Genomic DNA, 21,030 nt, shown 5'->3' with positions numbered 1-21,030 from the left:
GGGCCCGCTGCGCGGCGCGCGCTGGCATGGTTTGCGCCACCGCCACCGTACAGGAGCGGGCGCGCCTGTGCGCCAGGCTCCCCACCACGCGCAACGCAGCCGGGTGGCGGCATGACGCGCCCGCAGTCGCTGCGCCGCCAATTGCTCGTGGGCATCCTGCTGCCCACGCTGCTCTTCGTGGGCGTGAACACCTACAGCCTGCACCGCCAGGCGCTGGCCGCGCTGCACACTGCCTATGACCGCACGCTGCTGGCTTCGGCCAAGACCATCAGCGAGCAGCTGGACGTGCGCGGCTGGGACGACATGGCCGAGCTGCGCGCCATCGTGCCCTACGCGGCGCTGGAGGCCTTCGAGGCCGACAACCAGAGCCGCATGTTCTACCGCGTGTCCAACCTGCGCGGCGACTTGATTTCCGGCTTTGCCGAACTACCCGCCTGGCACGGCACCATCCCGCAGCGCCCGCCCTATGCGGCGCTCGTGGACTTCTATGACGACCGTTTTCGCGATCAGCCCGTGCGCGTGGCCGTGCTGCTGCAGCCCGTGGCCAGCAGCGAGGGCCGCGGCATGGCCGTGATCCAGGTGGCGGAAACACTGGAGCTGCGCGAAGCGGCGGCCCTGCAGATCCTGCACACCACGCTGGCGCGCCAGGCGCTGCTGCTGGCGCTCATCGCGGGCATCGTGGTGCTGGTGGTGCAGCGCGCCACGCAACCGGTGCGCCAACTGAGCAGCGACCTGCAGGCCCGTACCGAAGGCGACCTGGCCCCCCTTGCCGCCCCCGCCGCGCCGCGCGAGCTGCAGCCGCTGATCGACGCCACCAACGCGGTCATGCAGCGCCTGTCGCGCCTGCTCGCCCACCAGCAGCGCTTCGTGCGCGACGCGTCGCACCAGTTGCGCACGCCGCTGGCCGTGCTCAAGACGCAGGTGCAGTCCGCCCTGCGCGGCGACCTGCCGCCCACGCAGGCGCTGCGGGAGATTGGAGACACCGTGGACCGCGCCACGCAATTGGCCAACCAGATGCTGGCGTTGGCCAAAGTGGAGCAGCTGCGCCAGCAGGGCGAGGTGCCCGTGACGCGGCTGGACACAGTGCTGCGCGAGATGGCGCTCGAGCTTTCTCCGCTGATCGCACAGGGCGACCTGGACTTCGGCATCACCACCGACGCCGCGCCCATCCACGCGCACGAGTGGATGCTGCGCGAGCTGTGCCGCAACCTGCTGCACAACGCCATACGCCATGCGCCGCCCGGCACCGAGCTCGCCGTCACGCTGCACCGCGAGGACGGTGAGGCCGTCCTCACCCTGGCCGACGCGGGCCCCGGCATCGACGAAGAACTCGCGGCGCGGCTGTTCCAACCGTTTTCGGCCGGCGACGTGCGCACGGGTTCGGGCCTGGGCCTGGCGATTTGCCAGGAGATCGTGCACGCGCTGGGCGGCAGCATCACCCTCGCCAATCGCCAGGCGGACGGCCGCGTGCTGGGCCTGGACGCCGTGGTGCGGCTGCCACTGGCCGACGCCTGAACCGTTTTTCACGCACGCCGCCCCAGGCAAAATCACGCCGATGACGACACCACCCGATGCAATGCGCCTGGACAAATGGCTGTGGTGCGCGCGCTTTTACAAGACCCGCAGCCTCGCCGTGGAAGAGATCGGCAAAGGCCGCGTAACCGTCAACGGCCAGGCGGCCAAAGCCGCGCGTGAACTGCGCGCGGGCGACACCGTCGCGCTGCGCCAGGGCGCGGTCGCCCGCACGGTCGTAGTGCGCGCCTTGAGCAACTTCCGCGGCCCGGCGCCCGTGGCGCAGCAGCTCTATGAGGAAACGCCCGAGAGCCTCGCCGCGCGCGCCCAGGCCGCCGAAGCGCGCCGCCTGGCGCCCGAGCCGGCCGCCGCGCTGCGCGAGGGCCGCCCCACCAAGCGCGACCGCCGCTCCATGGACCACCTGCGCCATGACTGGGACGACCGCTGGAGCGCCTCCATCGACGACTGAGATGGGCAGGGCTTGGGCACAGCACCGCAGCCTGTGGCAGCCAGCCGCCAAAGCCCCACGACGCGAAAGCACAGCGCGCGCCCACACGGGCCGTGCGCGCTATGCCCGAAGCGCTATGCCCAAAGATCAGGCCGCCAGGCGTTCATCCTGCGCCGCGTCATGCCATGCGTCACCCTCTCCCGCCAGCAGCACCAGGTCCTGCGCGGGCCGGTCACACGGCGATGCGCGAAAGCGCACGGCAATGTCCGCGGCCGCGGGCGAGAAGAACAGCACCACGCGGTCCTCGGCCGCATCGAAGTGCGAGAACAGCGCCCGCCCCGTGCCGGGCTGCGCCATGAGGAACCTTGCCATGAAAACCTGCTGAATCTGCCGCAGGGGCTCGAAGGCCTGTTGCTCGTTGCCCAGTTGCAGCGTGTACCAATGGCTCACATCCCACCTCGTTTGCCGAAAAAAGATGCACGCATGGTAGACACGCCCGCTGCGGCGGGGCGGTTCGCCAGGGGCGCATCACGGTGTAGGACACAGCCGGCCTGACGGCGTTGCGCCGGCGCCTGGTCCCGCGCTGTCAGGCGCCCTTGGCCGCCCCGCTGACCCGGTACGGCGTAAAGCCCGCCATATCCTCGTTCACCTCCAGCGGCCGGCCCACCGGCGGAAACGCGCGCTGCGGGCATGCGGTGCGCTCGCACACCTTGCAGCCCATGCCGATGGGCACCGGCGCCTCGGGGTCGGCCAGGTCCAGCCCGCGCGCGTAGACCAGTTGACCCGCGTGCTGCACGTCGCAGCCCAGCGCCACCGAGAAGGTCTTGCCCGGCGCGCCCCAACCGCCGGTGCTGCGCGTGACGGTGCGCGCGATCCACAGGTACACGCGCCCGTCGGGCATGCGCGCCAGCTGCCGCACGATGCGCCCGGGCTGGGCAAAGGCCTCGTACACGTTCCACAGCGGGCAGGTGCCGCCGATCTTGCTGAAGTGAAAGTGCGTGGCCGACTGGCGCTTGCTGATGTTGCCCGCCCGGTCCACGCGGATGAAGAAGAACGGCACGCCGCGCGCGCCGGGGCGCTGCAGGGTGGACAGGCGGTGGCACACCGTCTCGAAGCCCACGCCCCAGTGCTGGCCCAGGCGCTCGATGTCGTAGTGCAGCGCCTCGGCCGTCCGCAAGAAGGCGCCGTAGGGCAGCAGCAGCGCGCCCGCGAAGTAGTTGGCCAGGCCGATGCGCGCCAGCGTGCGCGCCGCCTCGCCCGACAGCGCCGCGCCCTGCACGCTGTGCTGCAGCAGGTGCGGCACTTCCAGGAAGGCCAGTTGCGTCGCCATCTGGAAAGCGCGCTGCGCGCCCTGCAGCGTGGACGACAGGTACAGCACGCGTGCGGCGGCATCGAAGCGCCGCTGCACGGCGGCGCCCTCGCCTGCCGCGTCGCCGTCGCCGCCCTGCAGCAGCGCCACACGCACGCCGTGGGCCTGCTCCAGCCGCGCCTGCAGCGCGGCGCCGGCCGCGCCAGGCACCAGCCGCCACTGGGCGGCCAGGTGCTCGGCAGCGTCATCCAGCTCGGCGATGTGGTTGTGGCGCGCGAAGAAGAAGTCGCGCACCTCCTCATACGCCATGGGCGGGGTCTGCGCCGTGCTGGCCGCGCCGCCGCGCTCGTCGCCATAGTGCGCGGCCAGCGCCTCCAGGCGCTCGCGCGCCTCGGCGCGGCCGCGGTGCAGCGCCAGCAGCACGCGCGCCACGGCGGGCATGTTGGCGGCCAGCTCGCGCACCTCGGCCAGCGAGACGGCATCGGCCGGCGCGCCGGGCGGCAGGTCGGCCAGCACGTCGCGCAGGCCGGCGATCAGGCGCGCCTCGTCGCCCTCTGAAAAGTGCTGCACGTCCACGCCGAACACGGCGTTGATCTTGAGCAGCACCGGCACCGTCAGCGGGCGCTGGTTCTGCTCGATCTGGTTCAGGTAGCTGGCGGAAATCTCCAGCGCCCGCGCCAGCGCCACCTGGGTCAGGCCCCTCTCCTCGCGCAGGCGGCGCAAGCGCACACCCATGAAGGTTTTTTTCATTCCAATCTTTCGCAAACTTTGCAAAACACCCCGCAAGCCTTCGCAATCGTTCGCCAATTCAGGGCTTACGGGGGGCATCCATTGTGCGTAGATTACGAAGCATGACAAGCCCCACAGGCACCCTCGAAACCCGCGACATGGTCTTCCCCGCCCATGCCAACCACCACGGCACGCTGTTCGCCGGCCAGGGGCTGGAGCGCATGGCGCGCGCCGCGTTCCTGGCCGCGCGCGATGCCGCCGGCTGCGACGTGGTGATGGCCGCCGTCACCGGCGTGCAGTTCTGCGCCCCCGTGCCCGTGGGGCGGGCGCTGGCGCTGCGCGCCTGGGTCAGCCGCGTGGGGCGCAGCTCGCTCACCGTGTGCGTGCACGGCCTGGCCCAGGCCCCGGGCTGCCCCGACGAGCTGGCCCTGCAGGGCGTCTTCGAGATGGTGGCCGTGAACGCCCACGGGCGGCCCACGGCCATCGCGCATACCTACCTGAACACCCCGCCACACCCCTTCCGACAGGAGACTCCATGAGCACCACCGACACCGCAACCGCCCTCCCGCGGGCCAAGAAATCCGTCGCCCTCTCGGGCGTGGCCGCCGGCAACACCGCGCTGTGCACCGTGGGCAGGAGCGGCAACGATCTGCACTACCGCGGCTACGACATCCTGGACATCGCCGAGGTCTGCGAGTTCGAGGAGATCGCCCACCTGCTGGTGCACGGCAAGCTGCCCACGCGCGCCGAACTGCGCGCCTACAAGGCCCGGCTGCGTGCGCTGCGCGGCCTGCCCGGCTGCGTGAAGGCCGCTCTGGAGCAACTGCCCGCGGCCAGCCACCCCATGGACGTGATGCGCACCGGCGTATCCGCCCTGGGCTGCGCCCTGCCCGAGAAAGACGACCACAACCTGGCCGGCAGCCGCGACATCGCGGACCGGCTGCTGGCATCGCTGGGCAGCATGCTGCTGTACTGGTACCACTTCAGCAACTCGGGCCGGCGCATCGCGGTGGAGACACAGGACGACTCCATCGGCGGGCATTTCCTGCACCTGCTGCACGGCGACAAGCCCTCGGACGGCTGGGTGCGCGCCATGCACACGTCGCTGAACCTGTACGCCGAGCACGAGTTCAACGCCAGCACCTTCGCCGCGCGCGTGATCGCCGGCACGGGCAGCGACCTGTATTCCTGCATCGCCGGCGCCATCGGGGCGCTGCGCGGGCCCAAGCACGGCGGCGCGAACGAAGTGGCCTTCGAGATCCAGAAGCGCTACGACACGCCCGACGCGGCCGAGGCCGACATCCGCCGCCGCGTGCAGGCCAAGGAGGTGGTGATCGGCTTCGGCCACCCGGTCTACACCGTGAGCGACCCGCGCAACGGGGTCATCAAGGCCGTGGCCAAGCGCCTGTCGGATACCGCCGGCTCGACCAAGATGTACGACATCGCCGAGCGGCTGGAGCGCGTGATGTGGCAGGAAAAGCAGATGTTCCCCAACCTGGACTGGTTCAGCGCCGTGAGCTACCACATGATGCAGGTGCCCACCGCCATGTTCACGCCGCTGTTCGTCATCGCCCGCACCAGCGGCTGGGCGGCGCACGTGATCGAGCAGCGCGCGGACAACAAGATCATCCGCCCCAGCGCCCACTACACCGGCCCCGACGACCAGAAGTTCGTGCCCATCGAGGAACGCGTTTGACAAAAACCATAGCTGGCAGCGCTTGCCGTTACTGGATTCCCAGCACTTTTTGCATGAAATCTGTTGACAGGCAAGCGCCAGCAGCTATCACAACAAGAGCACCACGATGACCACGAACACCGCCCACCGCAAACCCCTGCCCGGCACGGCGCTGCAGTTCTACGACGCGCGCGAGGCCGTCGAGCAGCTCCGCCCCGGCGCCTGGGCCACGCTGCCCTACACCGCCCGCGTGCACGCCGAGAACCTGGTGCGCCGCGCCGACCCGGCGCAGTTGCCGGACTACCTGCGCCAGTTGATCGAACGCCGGCGCGACCTGGACTTTCCCTGGTATCCCGTGCGCGTGGTGTGCCACGACATCCTGGGCCAGACCGCGCTGGTCGATCTGGCGGGCCTGCGCGACGCGATTGCGAAGGAGGGCGGCGACCCGGCTGCCGTCAATCCCGTGGTGCCGGTGCAGTTGATCGTCGATCACTCGCTGGCCGTGGAGTGCGGCGGCTTCGACCCCGACGCCTTCCGCAAGAACCGCGAGATCGAGGACCGCCGCAACGAGGACCGCTTCCACTTCATCGAGTGGACGAAGAAGGCCTTCGCCAATGTGGACGTGATCCCGGCGGGGAACGGGATCATGCACCAGATCAACCTGGAGAAGATGTCGCCCGTCGTGTACGTGCAGAAGGATGGAGAGGGCAGCGTGGCCTTTCCCGACACCTGCGTGGGCACCGACAGCCACACCCCCCATGTGGACGCGCTGGGCGTGATCGCCGTGGGCGTGGGCGGGCTGGAGGCCGAGGCCGTGATGCTGGGCCGCGCCAGCTGGATGCGCCTGCCCGACATCGTAGGCGTGCAACTGCGCGGCAAACGCCAGCCGGGAATTACCGCGACCGACATCGCGCTGGCGCTGACCGAGTTCCTGCGCCAGCAAAAGGTGGTGGGCGCCTATGTGGAATTCTTCGGCGAGGGCGCGGACAGCCTCTCGATCGGCGACCGCGCCACCATCAGCAACATGTGCCCCGAATACGGCGCCACCGCCGCGCTGTTCTACATCGACGCGCAGACCACCGATTACCTGCGCCTGACGGACCGCGCGCAAGACCAGGTGCGGCTGGTGGAGACCTACGCCCGCGCCGCCGGTCTGTGGGCCGATACCCTGCGCGAGGTGCGGTACGAGCGCACGCTGCACTTCGACCTGTCCAGCGTGGTGCGCAACATGGCCGGTCCCAGCAACCCGCACCGGCGCCTGCCCACCACCGCGCTGGTGGAGCGCGGCATTGCCGACGCCAGCATGCTGGAGAGGGCCCGCGCCGAGGAAGCCAGGGGCCTGCTGCCCGACGGTGCCGTCGTCATCGCCGCCATCACCAGTTGCACCAACACCAGCAACCCGCGCAACGTGATCGCCGCCGGCCTGCTGGCGCGCAACGCCCGCCGCCTGGGCCTGCGGCGCAAGCCCTGGGTCAAGACCTCGCTCGCGCCCGGCTCCAAGGCGGTGGAGCTGTACCTGCAGGAGGCCGGCCTGCTCTCTGATCTGCAGGCGCTGGGCTTTGGCATCGTGGGCTTTGCCTGCACCACCTGCAACGGCATGAGCGGCGCGCTGGACCCGCGCATCCAGCAGGAGATCCTTGACCGCAAGCTCTACGCCACCGCCGTGCTCTCGGGCAACCGCAACTTCGACGGGCGCATCCACCCCTATGCGAGCCAAGCCTTCCTGGCATCGCCGCCGCTGGTGGTGGCCTACGCGATCGCGGGCACGGTGCGCTTTGACATCGAGCGCGACGTGCTGGCCGTGGTGGAGGGCCGCGAAATCCGCCTGAACGACCTGTGGCCCAGCGACGAGGAGATCGACGCCATCGTCGCCAGCGCCGTGAAGCCCGCACAGTTCCGCGCCGTGTACCAACCCATGTTCGCCCTGCGCAAGGGCGATGGCGAGCGCGCCGCGCCGCAGTACGACTGGCGCCCGCAGTCCACCTACATCCGCCGCCCGCCCTACTGGGACGCCGAAGGCGTGGGCGCGCTGGCCGCCTACCCGCGCACCCTCCAGGGCATGCGCCCGCTGGCGCTGCTGGGCGACAACATCACCACCGATCACCTCTCGCCGTCCAACGCCATCCTGCCCGCCAGCGCGGCGGGCGAATACCTGGCCCGCATGGGCGTGCCCGAGGAGGACTTCAACTCCTACGCCACGCACCGGGGCGACCACCTCACGGCCATGCGCGCCACGTTCGCCAACCCGCAACTCGTCAACGAGATGGCGGTGGTGAACGGCCAGGTGCAAAAGGGCTCGCTCGCCCGCATCGAGCCCGAGGGCCGCGTGACGCGCATGTGGGAGGCCATCGAGACCTACCTGCACCGCCGCCAGCCACTGGTCATCATTGCCGGGGCCGACTACGGCCAGGGATCGAGCCGCGACTGGGCCGCCAAGGGCGTGCGGCTGGCGGGGGTGGAGGCGGTGGTGGCCGAGGGCTTCGAGCGCATCCACCGCACCAACCTCATCGGCATGGGGGTGCTGCCGCTGGAGTTCCTGCCCGGCACCAACCGCCACACGCTGCAGTTGGACGGCACCGAAACCTACGACGTGGCCGGCGCCCTCACGCCGCGCGCCACCGTCATCCTTGCCATCCGCCGCGCGCAGGGCGAGACGCAGCAGGTGCCCGTCACCTGCCGGCTCGACACTGCCGAGGAAGTCTCGGTCTACGAAGCGGGGGGCGTGCTGCAGCGCTTCGCCCAGGACTTTCTGGCCCAATCAGCTTCCAGCGCCCGTCTGAAAAGCGCAACCAGCTATTGAAACAAGAGCAAACATGGCACCACAGATCAGGATCCCCGCCACCTACCTGCGCGGCGGCACCAGCAAAGGCGTGTTCTTTCGCCTGCAGGATTTGCCCGCGGCGGCGCAGCAGCCCGGCGCAGCGCGCGACGCGCTGCTGCTGCGCGTGATCGGCAGCCCCGACCCCTACGGCAAACAGATCGACGGCATGGGCGGCGCCACCTCGTCCACGTCCAAGGCGGTGATCGTCTCGCCCTCCACCCGGCCCGGACATGACGTGGACTATCTGTTCGGCCAGGTCGCCATCGACAGCCCCTTCGTGGACTGGAGCGGCAACTGCGGCAACCTGTCGGCCGCCGTGGGGCCGTTCGCCATCGCCAGCGGCCTGGTCGCGCCCGGGCGCATTCCGCACGACGGCGTGTGCATCGTGCGCATCTGGCAGGCCAACATCGGCAAGACCATCGTCGCCCACGTACCCATCGCGGGTGGCCAGGTGCAGGAGACGGGCGACTTTGCGCTGGACGGCGTGGCCTTCCCCGCCGCCGAGGTGTTGCTCGAATTCCTCGACCCGGCCGATGGCGGTGAAGGAGGCGAAGGCGGCGGCAGTGCCCTGTTCCCCACCGGCCAGCTGGTCGATACGCTGGACGTGCCAGGCGTGGGCCGCTTGCAGGCCACGCTCATCAACGCGGGCATCCCGACCATCTTCCTGAACGCCAGGGACGTCGGCTGCACCGGCACCGAGCTGCAGGACGCGATCAATGGCGATGTCGCGGCCCTGGCCCGCTTCGAGGCCATCCGCGCCTGGGGCGCAGTCAAGATGGGCCTGGTCCACGACGTGGCAGAGGCCGCCACGCGCCAGCACACACCCAAACTCGCCTTCGTCGCGCCGCCGGCGGACTACGTCGCCTCCAGCGGCAAGGCGGTGCGCGCGGCCGACATCGACCTGCTGGTGCGCGCACTGTCCATGGGCAAGCTGCACCACGCCATGATGGGCACGGCGGCAGTGGCCATCGGCGCCGCTGCCGCCGTCCCCGGCACGTTGGTCCACCAGGCGGCCAGCGGGGGCCCGCGCACCGCCGTGCCGGGATCGGTGCGGTTCGGCCACCCCTCGGGCACGCTGCGCGTGGGGGCCGAGGCCGCGCTGGTGAACGGCCAGTGGCGCGTCACCAAGGCCCTCATGAGCCGCAGCGCCCGCACCCTGATGGAAGGCTGGGTGAGAGTGCCGCCAACCCCGTGAGCAACTTCGTCATGTCCCCCTTCTCCCACGCTTCGCGCGGCATGGGGGACGCCGCCAGCGCGGCAGCGCGGCGCGGCCGGCACAGGCCCCCGCGCCGCGGCCGCTAGCCCCGGCCGGGGGCGCACCCGATTTCAGCAATGCGTTCCATGCGCGCGCAGAGCACCCTCCCTGAAGGAAACAGCCATGCAGTCCACCAAGCAACAACTCAAGGCCCTGGCCGAAGCCCGGCGCGGCGTCATCGTGCCGGGCGCGTTCAACGCACTGTCGGCCAAGGTCATCGAAGATCTGGGCTACGAGGCCCTCTACATCACCGGCGCAGGCGTCACCAACATGGGGTTCGGCCTGCCCGACCAGGGCTTCGTGGGCCTGACCGATATCGCCGACCACACGGCCCGCATCCGCGGCGCGGTGGAGCTGCCGCTGATCGTGGACGCGGACACGGGCTTCGGCAACGCCCTCAACACCTACCACGCCGTGCGCACGCTGGAGCGCGCCGGCGCCGACTGCATCCAGCTCGAAGACCAGGTGAGCCCCAAGCGCTGCGGCCACTTCAGCGGCAAGGCCGTGATCGAGACCAGCGAGATGGTGGGCAAGATCCGCGCCGCTGTGGATGCGCGGCGCGACGGCCTGCTGGTCATGGCGCGCACCGACGCCGCCGCCGTGCAGGGCTTCGACGCCGCCGTGGAGCGCGCGCAGGCGTACGCCGAGGCGGGCGCCGACATCCTCTTCGTCGAGGCCGTCGCCACCGCCGACGAGGTGCGCGCCCTGCCCCAGCGCCTGCAAGTGCCCCAGCTCATGAACATGGTGATCGGCGGCAAGACGCCCATCGTGGGTGCCGACGAACTGGGTCGCCTGGGCTACGGCTTCGTGCTGTACGCCAACGCCGCGCTGCAAGGCGCCGTGGCCGGCATGCAAAAAGTGCTGGCCCAGTTGCGCGACGCGCGCGAGGTGCGCGAAGACCCCACGCTGGTCGCCCCGTTCGCCGAGCGCCAGCGGCTGGTGGGCAAGCCGTTCTGGGATGCGCTTGAAAAGAAATACGCATGAAATCAGGCGCTAGCGTTTACCTGACAAGCGCTAGCAGCTATCAAAACTACAGCAACTCCACCCCCTTGAGCGTGACGAAACTCGTCTCGCGCGTCACGCGCACGAAGTCCTGCAGGAAGGGCCTGGGCGAGAGCTGCGGCAGGCAGGCCGCGTGCAGTTCGCCGCGCAGGCCCCGCGCGCCGATGGGGCGCGCGGCCACGTAGCCCCGGTCCAGGTAGCCTTGCACCGCCCACAGTGGCAGGGCAGCCACGCCCCGGCCGCTGGCCACGAGCTGCAGCATGGCCACCGTCAGCTCGGTGGTGCGCCGGGGCGGTCGCACGCCGGCGGGCTCCAGCACCTGGCGCACGAGGTCCAGCATCTCGTCGGGTACCGGATAGGTGATGAGGGTCTGGTCCGCGAAGTCCTGCGCCTTCAGAAAGGGCTTGTCCAGCAATGGGTGGCCGTGGGCCAGCAACGCGCGGATCTCGAAGCCGAACAGGGGGTGGTAGTCCACGGCGCCCGCCTCCCCGGCGTCCAGCTCGGAGACGATGGCCAGGTCCGCCCGGCCCTGGTGCAGCAGGCCCACGGGGTCGGCGTGGAAGCCGCTCACGATGTCCAGTTCCACCTCGGGCCAGCGTGCGCGGAAGGCGTCCATGGCGGGCATCAGCCAGTCGAAACAGGTATGGCACTCCACGGCGATGCGCATCTGCCCGCCCTGCCCTTGGGACAGGCGCGCCACGTCACGCTCAGCCGTTTCCACCTGCGGCAGCACGGCATCGGCCAGTTGCAGCAGCCGCGCGCCGGTGGCGCTGAACTGCGGCGGCACGGACTTGCGCTCGAACAGCGGCGTGCCGTAGCGGTCCTCCAGCAGCTTGATCTGGTGCGACAGCGCCGATTGCGTGAGGTTGAGCAGCTGCGCCGCCCGCACCAGGCTGCCGCTGTCACGCAGGGCCTGCAGCGTGCGCAGATGGCGGATCTCCAGGATGGATTGCATCATTAAAACTATTCAAGTTGAAAAGACAAAACTTTCGTTTGAATCATAAACACACTTGGCCGACCATCGCGGTTTTCTCTTGCACAAGGACTTCCGCACCATGGCCGCTTCCCCCATCCTCACCCATACGCTGGGCTTTCCCCGCATGGGCGCGCAGCGCGAACTGAAACTGGCGCTGGAGCGCCATTGGCGCGGCGAGATCGACGCCGCCGCGCTCGAAGCCGTGGGCGCCCAACTGCGCGCACGCCACTGGCAGGCCCAGCGCGACGCAGGCCTGGCCTTCGCGACCGTGGGCGACTTCGCCTACTACGACCACATGGCCCACCACATCCAACTGCTGGGTTGCGAAAGCCCGCGGTTTGGCTTCACCCCCGGCACGCCGGAGCTGGCACGCTACTTCGCCATGGCGCGGGGCGTGCAGACGCTGTCGGGCCATGGCGACCACGCCCCCGGTGGCACCTGCGGCGCAGGCTGTGCGCACGCGCCGCATCCCGGCGAAGGCCAGCCCGCGCTGGAGATGACGAAGTGGTTCGACACCAACTACCACTACCTCGTGCCCGAACTGCACGCCGACACTGCGTTCCGCCTGGGCAGCGAGCGCCTGTTCGCCGAAGTGGCCGAAGCCCAGGCGCTGGGCCACCGCGTAAAGGCGCAGCTTGTGGGGCCGCTCACTTTCCTCTGGCTGTCCAAGGAGAAAGGCGAAGCCCCATTCGACCGGTTGGACCTGCTGGACCGCCTGCTGCCCGTGTACGCGCAGATACTCGCGCGCCTGAAGGCCGAGGGCGTGGAGTGGGTGCAGATCGACGAGCCCATCCTGGGCCTGGACCTGCCTGCCAGCTGGACGCAGGCCTTCGAGTCCGCGTACTGGCAGCTCGGCAAGGCCGGCCCACAGGTGCTGCTGGCCACCTACTTCTCGCCCCTGGAGAACCATCTGCGCCTGGCCTGCCAGTTGCCCGTGGCCGGCCTGCACGTGGACGCCGTGCGCGCCCCGCAGGAGCTGACGGGCGTGGCCGACTGGTTGCCGGCCTACAAGGTGCTGTCGGTGGGCGTGGTGGACGGTCGCAACATCTGGCGTACCGACCCCGACGCGGCCCTGGCCCTGCTGCGCCCCGTGGCCGCCAAACACACCGGACCGCTGTGGGTGGCGCCCTCGTGCTCGCTGCTGCATGTGCCCGTCAGCCTGGCGGGCGAGGATGCGCTGGACCCCGAGCTGCGCGGCTGGCTCGCCTTCGCCACCGAGAAGCTGGACGAGGTGGCCCTGATCGCCGGCCTGCTGGACGGCCGCGTGGCCGGCAGCGACCCGCGCCTGGCCGCCGCGCGCGCCGCCATCGCCAGCCGCCGTGCCAGCCCGCGCGTGCACCGCCCCGCCGTGGCCGCCCGCCTGGAGGCGGCACCCGAGGGCTGCGACCGGCGCCGCTCGCCCTTCCCCACTCGCCAGCAGGCGCAGCGCGCGCGCCTGCGTCTGCCGCCGCTGCCCACCACCACCATCGGATCCTTCCCGCAGACCCCGGCCATCCGCGCCGCACGTGCAGCCCACCGCCGTGGTGTACTGGGTGAGGCCGAATACCAGGCACAGATGCGCGCCGAGATCGAACACGCCGTGCGCAAGCAGGAGGAACTGGGCCTGGACGTGCTGGTGCACGGCGAGGCCGAGCGTAACGACATGGTGGAGTACTTCGGCGAGCAGCTGGACGGCTTCGCCTTCACGGCCAATGGCTGGGTGCAGAGCTACGGCTCGCGCTGCGTCAAGCCCCCTGTGCTTTACGGCGACGTGGCCCGCCCGCATGCCATGACGGTCGACTGGACCGTCTACGCCCAAAGCCTCACGGACAAACCCCTGAAAGGCATGCTCACGGGGCCGGTGACCATCCTGCAGTGGTCCTTCGTGCGCGACGACCAGCCGCGCAGCCGCACCTGCGAGCAGATTGCCTGGGCCATTCGGGACGAGGTGGTGGATCTGGAGGCCGCCGGGATCGCCATCGTGCAGATTGACGAGCCCGCCATCCGCGAAGGCCTGCCGTTGCGCCGCACAGGCTGGAAACCGTACCTGGACTGGGCCACGCGGGCCTTCCGCATCAGCGCCTGCGGCGTGCAGGACACGACGCAGATCCACACCCACATGTGCTACAGCGAGTTCAACGACATCCTGCCCGAGATCGCCGCCATGGACGCCGACGTCATCACCATCGAGACCAGCCGCTCCGACATGGAACTGCTGCGTGGCTTCGGCAGTTTCAAATACCCCAACGAGATCGGCCCCGGCGTCTACGACATCCATTCACCACGCATACCCGGCCCGCAGGAGATGGCGCGCCTGCTGCGCAAGGCGGCCGAGGTGGTGCCCGCACGCAACCTCTGGGTCAATCCTGACTGCGGCCTCAAGACCCGCAACTGGCCCGAGACCGAGGCCGCGCTGCGCCACATGGTGCAGGCCGCGCGGGCATTGCGCTCCGCCATGGCCTCCGCTTGACGGCGGGCAACCATCAACCCTGCGCCGCGTCAGTGCATGACCCGCATCGGCTGGCATGGCGGCACAATGCGCCGCCATGCTCTATAACGCCCTCAAGCTCACCCACGTGCTGTCGATCATCGTCTGGATCGGCGGCATGGTCTTCGCCCATTTCTTCCTGCGCCCCGCCGTACAGATGCTGGAGCCGCCGCAGCGCGTGGCGCTGATGCACGGCGTGCTGCAGCGCTTCCTGGGCGCGGTCGCCATCGCCATCGTGGCCGTGCTGACGAGCGGACTGGGCATGATCGGCGCGGTGAGCATCGGCGCGGGCGGCGCCTTCTCGATGCCGCTGGACTGGACCATCATGGCGACCCTCGGCATCGTGATGATGGGCATCTTCGCCCACATCTACTTCGCGCTGCTCAGCCGCCTGGAGCAGGCCGTCGCCGCCTCCGACTGGCCGGCAGGCGGCCTGGCGCTGGCAAGCATCCGCACCTGGGTTGGCGTGAACCTGCTCATCGGCGTAGTGATTGTGGTGCTGACGCTGCTGATGTGAGACGCGCGGCGGCACCACATCGCCGCCGGCATAAAAAAACGCGCCGTGAAGGCGCGTTTTTTATTTGGCGGAAACGGAGGGATTCGAACCCTCGATGAGGCTCTACACCCCATACTCCCTTAGCAGGGGAGCACCTTCGGCCACTCGGTCACGTTTCCAATCCCGCTATTGTAGCCTCATTTCAAGGCCATTTCGGCGAAACTTCAGGCGGCAGCCTGGTCCAGCTCGAACGCCTTGTGCAGCGTACGCACGGCCAATTCCACGTACTTCTCGTCGATCACCACGGAGGTCTTGATTTCCGACGTGGAGATCATCTTGATGTTGATGCCCTCTTCGCTCAGCGCGCGGAACATCTTGCTGGCCACGCCCACATGGCTGCGCATGCCGATGCCAACGATGCTGACCTTGGCGATCTTGGCATCGCCCACGATTTCCTCGGCGCCCAGTTGGGGCAGCACCTTGTCTTTCAACAGATCGATGGTGCGTTGGTAGTCATTCCGATTCACCGTGAAGCTGAAGTCGGTCTTCCCTTCCTTGCCCATGTTCTGGATGATGACATCCACATCGATGTTGGCATCAGCCACCGCGCCCAGGATCTGGTAGGCGATACCGGGGGTGTCGGGCACGCCGATCACGGAGATCTTGGCTTCGTCGCGGGTGAAAGCGATGCCGGATACGACGGCTTTTTCCATTTGTTCGTCTTCCTCAAAGGTGATCAGGGTGCCGGACTTGGCTTCCTCGTTGATGTCGATGTCCCAGGACGTGAAGCTGGAGAGCACGCGCAGCGGCACCTTGTACTTGCCGGCAAATTCCACCGAACGGATCTGCAGCACCTTGCTGCCCAGGCTGGCCATCTCCAGCATTTCCTCGAAGCTCAGCGTCGTCAGGCGCCGCGCCTCGGGCACCACGCGCGGGTCGGTGGTGTACACGCCATCCACGTCGGTGTAGATCAGGCATTCGTGCGCCTTCATCGCGGCGGCAATGGCGACGGCCGAGGTGTCGGAGCCGCCGCGGCCCAGCGTGGTGATGTTGCCGCCCTCGTCGATGCCCTGGAAGCCCGTGACGATGACGACCTTGCCCGCGTCCAGGTCGGCGCGCACGCGCTTGTCGTCGATGGACTCGATGCGCGCCTTGGTGTAGCTGCTGTCGGTGCGCACGGGCACCTGCCAGCCGGCGTAGCTCACCGACTCCATGCCTTCGGCCTGCAGCGCGATGGCCAGCAGGGCCGACGAGGCCTGCTCACCCGTGGCGGCCAGCATGTCGAGCTCGCGGTGGTAGGCGGAGGTAATGCGCGAGGGCGTGAGCTCCTTGGCCAGGCCCAGCAGGCGGTTGGTCTCGCCACTCATGGCGCTGGGTACCACCACCATCTGGTGGCCGGCCCGCGCCCACTTGGCCACGCGCTTGGCGACATTGCGGATGCGCTCGGTGGAGCCCATCGAGGTGCCGCCGTATTTATGAACGATCAGTGCCATGGAATTTCTGGAATGGCAGGGACGCAGATGCGCGGCGCTATTGCAAAAGCTGTTCTGGCGCGCCGCCGTCCCGTGCGGAAATGGGGACCAAAACCTGTTGATTGTACCAACCGAGCACCTCCGCCTCGCGGACCACATAGCCCTCGCCCACCTTCAGGTGAATGCGGTGCCCGCGCGTGGCACATGCGGCCAACTGGTCCAGCAATTCGTTCAGCTGTGCGGCTGTAGGCGTGGTGGCGTGGTGCACACGCAGCCAGTGGCGCAGCACGTTCGCCTGGCGCGCCCTTCCCAACGCACGCAGCGCCGCGATGCGGGGCGGCTGGCCGATGGCCGCTGCATCGGCGGCGGCCAGTTCCTGCAGCAGCTCGCTGGCCTGCGCCGCGTGTTCGCAACTGCGCGCAAAGGTGTCACGAAACTGCGGGAACGCCTGCTGCAGCGCCGGCAGCAACTGGCGGCGGATGCGGTTGCGCGTGAAGCGCTCGTCGGCGTTGGTCGGGTCTTCCACCCAGCGTTCGCCACGCGCGACCAGCCAGGCGCGCACGTCGGCGCCTGCCACGCGCAGCAGCGGCCTGCACCAGTCCATGCCCGCGCGCTGCCACTGCGCCGGCATGGCGGCAAGCCCGGCTACGCCCGCGCCCCGCGATAGGGCGAGCAGCAATGTCTCGACCTGGTCGTCCGCATGCTGCGCCAACGCTATTGTTTTTATAGCTACTAGCGATTGACAGTCAAGCGACAACGCCTCAAAAGCCTTGTAACGCGCCTGGCGCGCCGCGTCTTCAGGGCTTTGTCCGGCGGCGTGGCGCGCATCCACGCGGCGCACCCACAGCGGTATGCCCAGCCGCTCACACAAGGCCACGCAATGCTGCTCAAACCCGTCGGCCGCCGCCTGCAGCCCATGGTGCACGTGGAAAGCCACCACCTGCCCCGGCCAGCGCGCTGCGCAGGCCAACAGCAGTGCCGTCGAATCTGCGCCGCCGCTGAGGGCCACGGCCAGGGGCAGACGGGGCCGGAAGGCCGCGACTGCGGCGTCGAACGACTGGGTCAAGCGTCCCTCCTGCGGCGGCAGTGCGGGCGCGGTGGCGTATGGGCAGGCATGACGGCCCGATTATCGGCGCGCGCCAGCGCCCCCCCGCCACGCTAGCGCTGCAGTGCCAGCGGCGCCGACCGACCGGCGCTTGCGGCCTCGTCGTGCAGCCGGAAGGTACCCACCACGTCGGACAGGCGTACGGACTGGTCTTTGAGGCTGGCCGCCGCTGCGGCGCTTTCTTCCACCAGTGCGGCGTTCTGCTGGGTCATCTGATCCAACTGCGCCACGGCCTGGCCTACCTCGCCAATGCTGGTGCTTTGCTCGTTTGTGGAAGCGGTGATCTCGGCCATGATGTCCGTGACGCGCTGCACCGACTGCACGATGTCCGCCATGGTGGTGCCCGCATCGTGAGAGACTTCCACAGAGACATACGTAACCCTTCTTCCTGCAGCGATGCGCGTCCGCACGAGGAAAGATAATACGTTTTGATACAAGTAAGTCACAAAAAAAGGCGGGGATTCCCCCACCTTTTTCAAGGATCGGCGCGTCGCTGACTGCGCGTGCGCCTCGCCTTAGCGGCTGTCCGCCTTGGTGTCCGTGAAGCGGCCGTAGCTCTGCAGGCGCTCGTAGCGGCGGTCCTGCAGTTCCTTGGGCTTGAGGTCCGACAGCTGGCGGTAGGCATCGCCCAGGGCACGCTTGAGGAAGGCGGCCATCTGCTTGTGGTCGCGGTGCGCGCCCCCCACGGGCTCGTTCACGATCTTGTCCACCAGACCCAGGGCCTTCAGGCGGTGCGCCGTGATGCCCATGGCCTCGGCGGCGTCCTGCGCGCGGTCGCTGGTCTTCCAGAGGATGGACGCGCAGCCCTCGGGGCTGATGACCGAGTAAATCGAGTACTGCAGCATGATGACCTGGTCGGCCACGCTGATGGCCAGCGCGCCGCCGGATCCGCCTTCGCCGATCACCGTGGTGATGATCGGCACTTCCAGCTGGGCCATCTCGTAGATGTTGCGGCCGATGGCTTCGGACTGGCCGCGCTCCTCGGCGTCGATGCCGGGGTACGCACCGGGCGTATCGACGAAAGTGAACACGGGCAGCTTGAACTTCTCGGCCGTCTTCATCAGGCGCAGGGCCTTGCGGTAGCCCTCGGGCCGGCTCATGCCGAAGTTGCGCGCGGTGCGCTCCTTGGTGTCGCGGCCCTTCTGGTGGCCCAGCACCATGCAGGCGTGACCGTTGAAGCGCGCGAGGCCCCCCACGATGGACTGGTCGTCCGCGAAGTGCCGGTCGCCGTGCATTTCCACGAAATCCGTGAAGATCTCGCGCACGTAGTCCATGGTGTACGGGCGCTCCGGATGGCGGGCGATCTTCGTGATCTGCCAGGGGGTCAGGTCACTGTAGATGTCCTTGGTGAGCTGCAGGCTCTTCTTGCTGAGCTGGTCAATCTCCTCGGAGATGTCCACCGCGCTCTCGTTCTGCACATAGCGCAGTTCTTCGATTTTGGATTCCAGCTCGCCAATGGGCTGCTCGAAGTCCAGAAAGGTCTTTTTCGCCAACTTGTTTTCTCCTCGGGGCAGTGCCCGGTACCGGCCGCCCTGCGTTGTTCAGTAGTCCACCGGCAGGGGGGCGAGCGACCGCCAAATATACCAACTCGCCACGCTGCACCAGGGTTTCCACGCATCAGCCACTTCACGCGCATCGCTGCGGCTGACCGGGTCGCCCGAAAAATAATGCTGGCTGATGCCCTGGATCAGCGTGGCATCGTCCAGCGGCAGCACGTTCGGCCGCGCCAGATGGAAGATGAGGAACATATCCGCCGTCCAGCGGCTGATGCCGCGGATCGCCACCAGCTCGGCAACGATGGCCTGGTCGTCCATCTGGTCCCACTGCTTCACGTGCAGCCGGCCACTGTCGAAGTGCAGCGCCAGGTCCACCAGGTACTCCACCTTGCGGGCCGACAGGCCGGCCGCACGCATGTCGTCCACCTTGAGCTTGAGCACGCTGCGCGGCGTCATGCTGCGCGACAGGGCGGCGAACTGGTCCCACACGCGCTGCGCCGACGCCACCGACACCTGCTGGCCCACGATGGAGCGCGCCAGCGTGGTGAAGGCGTCGCCGCGCTGGCTCAGAGCCACGTTGCCTACCTGGGGAATCAGGCGACGCATCACGCGGTCCTTCTTGGTCAGATGCCGGCAGGCCTCTTCCCAATAGCTGGGGCGCGTGAGGGACGGAGGTGCATCCGCTATTTTTTTAGTAGCTGCCACCGCTTACCCCACAAGCCCTACATGCCAATTTGAATCGAAACCCATTTACTGAGCCGCCTCCCAGGTCGTGCCCGAGGCGGAGTCCTTGAGCACGATACCCTGCGCCAGCAGATCATTGCGGATGCGGTCGGCCTCGGCGAAGTTCTTGGCTGCCTTGGCGGCGGCGCGCGCGGCGATCTGCGCCTGGATGGCCGCCTCGTCCAGTCCGGCGCCCGCCTTCAAAAAGTCCTGCGGATCCGCCTGCAGCAGCCCCAGGTGGCCGCCCAGCGCCTTCAGCAAGCCCGCCGCGGCGGGCGACTTGCTACGGTTCACCTCACCGGCCAGGTCGAACAGCACGGCCACCGCTTCGGGGGTGCCGAAGTCCTCGTCCATGGCCGCCTTGAAGCGGGCGGCGTAGCCTTCGGCCCAGTCCACCTCGACCGGGGCCGGTGCCACCAGGCTCAGCGCGGTGTACAGGCGCTTGAGCGCGGCACGCGCATCGTCCAGGTGCACGTTGCTGTAGTTCAGCGGGCTGCGGTAGTGGCTGCGGACCACGAAGAAGCGCACAGTCTCCGCGTCGTATTCCTTGAGCACGTCGCGGATGGTGAAGAAGTTGCCCAGGCTCTTGGACATCTTCTCGTTGTCCACGTTGATGAAGCCGTTGTGCATCCACAGCCGCGCGAACGGTTTGCCCGTGGCGCCCTCGCTCTGGGCGATCTCGTTCTCGTGGTGCGGAAACTGCAGATCGGCGCCACCGCCGTGGATGTCGAAGCTCTCGCCCAGCAGCGCGCAGCCCATGGCGGAGCATTCGATATGCCAGCCCGGGCGCCCCTCGCCGAAGGGGCTGCGCCACTTCACATCGGCTGGCTCCTCGGGCTTGGCGGACTTCCACAGCACGAAGTCCAGCGGGTCGTGCTTGCCGTCCTGCACGGCCACACGCTCGCCGGCATTCAGCTCGTCCAGCGACTTGCCCGACAGCTTGCCGTAGCCGGGGAACTTGCGCACCGCATAGTTCACGTCGCCGTTGCCCGCCTGGTAGGCCAGGCCCTTGCCCTGGAGCGTGCCGATCATGTCCAGCATCTGCGGCACATAGGCGGTGGCGCGGGGCTCGTGCGTGGGACGCTCAATGCCCAGCGCGTCGGCGTCCTGGTGCAGCGCGTCGATCATGCGGTCGGTCAGGCTGCGAATGGTCTCGCCGTTCTCCACCGCGCGCTTGATGATCTTGTCGTCGATGTCGGTGATGTTGCGCACGTAGGTCACCGCCAGGCCGGATGCGCGCAGCCAGCGCTGCACTACGTCAAAGGCGATCATGGAGCGCGCGTGGCCCAGGTGGCACAGGTCGTACACGGTCATGCCGCACACGTACATGCGCACATGGCCGGGTTCGAGCGGGGAAAACTCCTCCAATGCACGCGACAGCGTGTTGTAGATACGCAAGCTCATGGATGACGGGTCCAGGGAATCGGTGGGGGCGGATGGGTACGGTGCGCGCCCGGTGCGGCGCGCGACTCAGAGCGAGTGCGCGCGATGGGCGGTGCCGCGGGGCGTGCAGGCGGTCTGCCGCAAGGGCGGCGGGCCCGCCA

17 protein-coding genes, 1 tRNA gene and 1 pseudogene are annotated in these 21,030 nt (G+C 68.7%); 9 read left to right on the top strand and 10 right to left on the bottom strand.

From position 1 onward, the window contains the following. Positions 1–111: 111 nt before the first annotated feature. Both I3K84_RS02235 and I3K84_RS02230 read left to right on the top strand, forming a co-directional pair. Positions 112–1,515, top strand: coding sequence for a sensor histidine kinase (locus I3K84_RS02235; RefSeq protein WP_196995413.1), 1,404 nt, complete (start codon positions 112–114; stop codon positions 1,513–1,515). A 40-nt stretch (positions 1,516–1,555) separates the two neighbouring features. Continuing rightward, complete coding sequence (locus I3K84_RS02230) at positions 1,556–1,981, top strand: RNA-binding S4 domain-containing protein (RefSeq protein WP_047351412.1); 426 nt, start codon at positions 1,556–1,558, stop codon at positions 1,979–1,981. Between the two features lie 126 nt (positions 1,982–2,107). Here I3K84_RS02230 and I3K84_RS02225 read toward each other — a convergent pair whose 3' ends face one another. Both I3K84_RS02225 and I3K84_RS02220 read right to left on the bottom strand, forming a co-directional pair. Further along, positions 2,108–2,410, bottom strand: coding sequence for a hypothetical protein (locus I3K84_RS02225; RefSeq protein ID WP_011804910.1), 303 nt, complete (start codon positions 2,408–2,410; stop codon positions 2,108–2,110). A 136-nt stretch (positions 2,411–2,546) separates the two neighbouring features. Continuing rightward, complete coding sequence (locus I3K84_RS02220) at positions 2,547–4,019, bottom strand: short-chain fatty acyl-CoA regulator family protein (RefSeq protein WP_196995412.1); 1,473 nt, start codon at positions 4,017–4,019, stop codon at positions 2,547–2,549. A gap of 101 nt (positions 4,020–4,120) precedes the next feature. Between I3K84_RS02220 and I3K84_RS02215 the strand changes: the two genes are divergently transcribed. From I3K84_RS02215 to I3K84_RS02195, 5 genes are all read left to right on the top strand, one after another. Next, a complete protein-coding gene (locus tag I3K84_RS02215) occupies positions 4,121–4,537 on the top strand; it encodes an acyl-CoA thioesterase (protein ID WP_196995411.1) in 417 nt (138 codons plus the stop codon). Then, complete coding sequence (gene prpC, locus I3K84_RS02210; protein ID WP_196995410.1) at positions 4,534–5,694, top strand: 2-methylcitrate synthase; 1,161 nt, start codon at positions 4,534–4,536, stop codon at positions 5,692–5,694. The genes I3K84_RS02215 and prpC overlap by 4 nt, the downstream gene beginning before the upstream one ends. A 106-nt stretch (positions 5,695–5,800) precedes the next feature. Continuing rightward, on the top strand, positions 5,801–8,473 hold the full coding sequence (acnD, locus tag I3K84_RS02205; protein WP_196995409.1) for a Fe/S-dependent 2-methylisocitrate dehydratase AcnD: 2,673 nt from the start codon (positions 5,801–5,803) through the stop codon (positions 8,471–8,473). A 13-nt stretch (positions 8,474–8,486) separates the two neighbouring features. Continuing rightward, positions 8,487–9,689 carry a 2-methylaconitate cis-trans isomerase PrpF gene (prpF, locus tag I3K84_RS02200; protein ID WP_196995408.1) on the top strand — a complete coding sequence of 401 codons (1,203 nt, stop codon included), beginning with the start codon at positions 8,487–8,489 and terminating at the stop codon, positions 9,687–9,689. 183 nt (positions 9,690–9,872) lie between these two features. After that, complete coding sequence (locus I3K84_RS02195; RefSeq protein ID WP_196995407.1) at positions 9,873–10,733, top strand: oxaloacetate decarboxylase; 861 nt, start codon at positions 9,873–9,875, stop codon at positions 10,731–10,733. Positions 10,734–10,779: 46 nt separating this feature from the next. On the opposite strand, the gene I3K84_RS02190 is transcribed toward I3K84_RS02195, so the two are convergent. After that, positions 10,780–11,709, bottom strand: a complete 930-nt coding sequence (locus tag I3K84_RS02190; protein WP_196995406.1) for a LysR family transcriptional regulator — start codon at positions 11,707–11,709, stop codon at positions 10,780–10,782. Positions 11,710–11,806: 97 nt separating this feature from the next. On the opposite strand from I3K84_RS02190, the gene metE reads away from it, so the two are divergent. Together metE and I3K84_RS02180 are read left to right on the top strand one after the other, a co-directional pair. Then, positions 11,807–14,176 (top strand): 5-methyltetrahydropteroyltriglutamate--homocysteine S-methyltransferase, encoded by a 2,370-nt coding sequence (gene metE, locus I3K84_RS02185; protein ID WP_196995405.1) that lies wholly within the window; start codon positions 11,807–11,809, stop codon positions 14,174–14,176. A 76-nt stretch (positions 14,177–14,252) separates the two neighbouring features. Then, positions 14,253–14,711 (top strand): CopD family protein, encoded by a 459-nt coding sequence (locus I3K84_RS02180; RefSeq protein ID WP_172207153.1) that lies wholly within the window; start codon positions 14,253–14,255, stop codon positions 14,709–14,711. Positions 14,712–14,776: 65 nt separating this feature from the next. Here the strand turns inward: I3K84_RS02180 and I3K84_RS02175 are convergent. The 7 genes and pseudogenes from I3K84_RS02175 to cysS form a co-directional block, all read right to left on the bottom strand. After that, positions 14,777–14,869 (bottom strand) — tRNA-Ser (locus tag I3K84_RS02175). Positions 14,870–14,914: 45 nt separating this feature from the next. After that, positions 14,915–16,183, bottom strand: coding sequence for an aspartate kinase (locus tag I3K84_RS02170; protein ID WP_011804900.1), 1,269 nt, complete (start codon positions 16,181–16,183; stop codon positions 14,915–14,917). Between the two features lie 37 nt (positions 16,184–16,220). After that, positions 16,221–17,228, bottom strand: coding sequence for a tRNA lysidine(34) synthetase TilS (gene tilS / locus I3K84_RS02165; protein WP_123675647.1), 1,008 nt, complete (start codon positions 17,226–17,228; stop codon positions 16,221–16,223). A 92-nt stretch (positions 17,229–17,320) separates the two neighbouring features. Further along, positions 17,321–17,620 (bottom strand): annotated as a pseudogene (locus I3K84_RS02160) (chemotaxis protein); the annotation flags it as partial. 162 nt (positions 17,621–17,782) lie between these two features. Next, positions 17,783–18,760, bottom strand: a complete 978-nt coding sequence (locus I3K84_RS02155; protein ID WP_011804898.1) for an acetyl-CoA carboxylase carboxyltransferase subunit alpha — start codon at positions 18,758–18,760, stop codon at positions 17,783–17,785. 48 nt (positions 18,761–18,808) lie between these two features. Then, positions 18,809–19,468, bottom strand: a complete 660-nt coding sequence (locus tag I3K84_RS02150; RefSeq protein WP_103737984.1) for a DNA-3-methyladenine glycosylase — start codon at positions 19,466–19,468, stop codon at positions 18,809–18,811. A gap of 45 nt (positions 19,469–19,513) precedes the next feature. Then, on the bottom strand, positions 19,514–20,890 hold the full coding sequence (gene cysS, locus I3K84_RS02145) for a cysteine--tRNA ligase (RefSeq protein WP_047351423.1): 1,377 nt from the start codon (positions 20,888–20,890) through the stop codon (positions 19,514–19,516). Positions 20,891–21,030: the final 140 nt, after the last annotated feature.

This window comes from Diaphorobacter sp. JS3051, from assembly GCF_015832135.1.
Classification (GTDB): domain Bacteria; phylum Pseudomonadota; class Gammaproteobacteria; order Burkholderiales; family Burkholderiaceae_C; genus Diaphorobacter; species Diaphorobacter nitroreducens.
Note: the sequence above shows the minus strand (reverse complement) of the source record. Positions and strands in the feature narration are given on the sequence as shown.

Excerpts from the sequence above, each read along its gene's own strand:
- I3K84_RS02235 (WP_196995413.1), top strand. The coding sequence starts at position 112 with ATGACGCGCCCGCAGTCGCTGCGCCGCCAATTGCTCGTGGGCATCCTG.
- I3K84_RS02230 (WP_047351412.1), top strand. The coding sequence starts at position 1,556 with ATGACGACACCACCCGATGCAATGCGCCTGGACAAATGGCTGTGGTGC.
- I3K84_RS02220 (WP_196995412.1), bottom strand. The coding sequence starts at position 4,019 with ATGAAAAAAACCTTCATGGGTGTGCGCTTGCGCCGCCTGCGCGAGGAG.
- I3K84_RS02215 (WP_196995411.1), top strand. The coding sequence starts at position 4,121 with ATGACAAGCCCCACAGGCACCCTCGAAACCCGCGACATGGTCTTCCCC.
- prpC (WP_196995410.1), top strand. The coding sequence starts at position 4,534 with ATGAGCACCACCGACACCGCAACCGCCCTCCCGCGGGCCAAGAAATCC.
- acnD (WP_196995409.1), top strand. The coding sequence starts at position 5,801 with ATGACCACGAACACCGCCCACCGCAAACCCCTGCCCGGCACGGCGCTG.
- prpF (WP_196995408.1), top strand. The coding sequence starts at position 8,487 with ATGGCACCACAGATCAGGATCCCCGCCACCTACCTGCGCGGCGGCACC.
- I3K84_RS02195 (WP_196995407.1), top strand. The coding sequence starts at position 9,873 with ATGCAGTCCACCAAGCAACAACTCAAGGCCCTGGCCGAAGCCCGGCGC.
- I3K84_RS02190 (WP_196995406.1), bottom strand. The coding sequence starts at position 11,709 with ATGATGCAATCCATCCTGGAGATCCGCCATCTGCGCACGCTGCAGGCC.
- metE (WP_196995405.1), top strand. The coding sequence starts at position 11,807 with ATGGCCGCTTCCCCCATCCTCACCCATACGCTGGGCTTTCCCCGCATG.
- I3K84_RS02180 (WP_172207153.1), top strand. The coding sequence starts at position 14,253 with ATGCTCTATAACGCCCTCAAGCTCACCCACGTGCTGTCGATCATCGTC.
- I3K84_RS02170 (WP_011804900.1), bottom strand. The coding sequence starts at position 16,183 with ATGGCACTGATCGTTCATAAATACGGCGGCACCTCGATGGGCTCCACC.
- cysS (WP_047351423.1), bottom strand. The coding sequence starts at position 20,890 with ATGAGCTTGCGTATCTACAACACGCTGTCGCGTGCATTGGAGGAGTTT.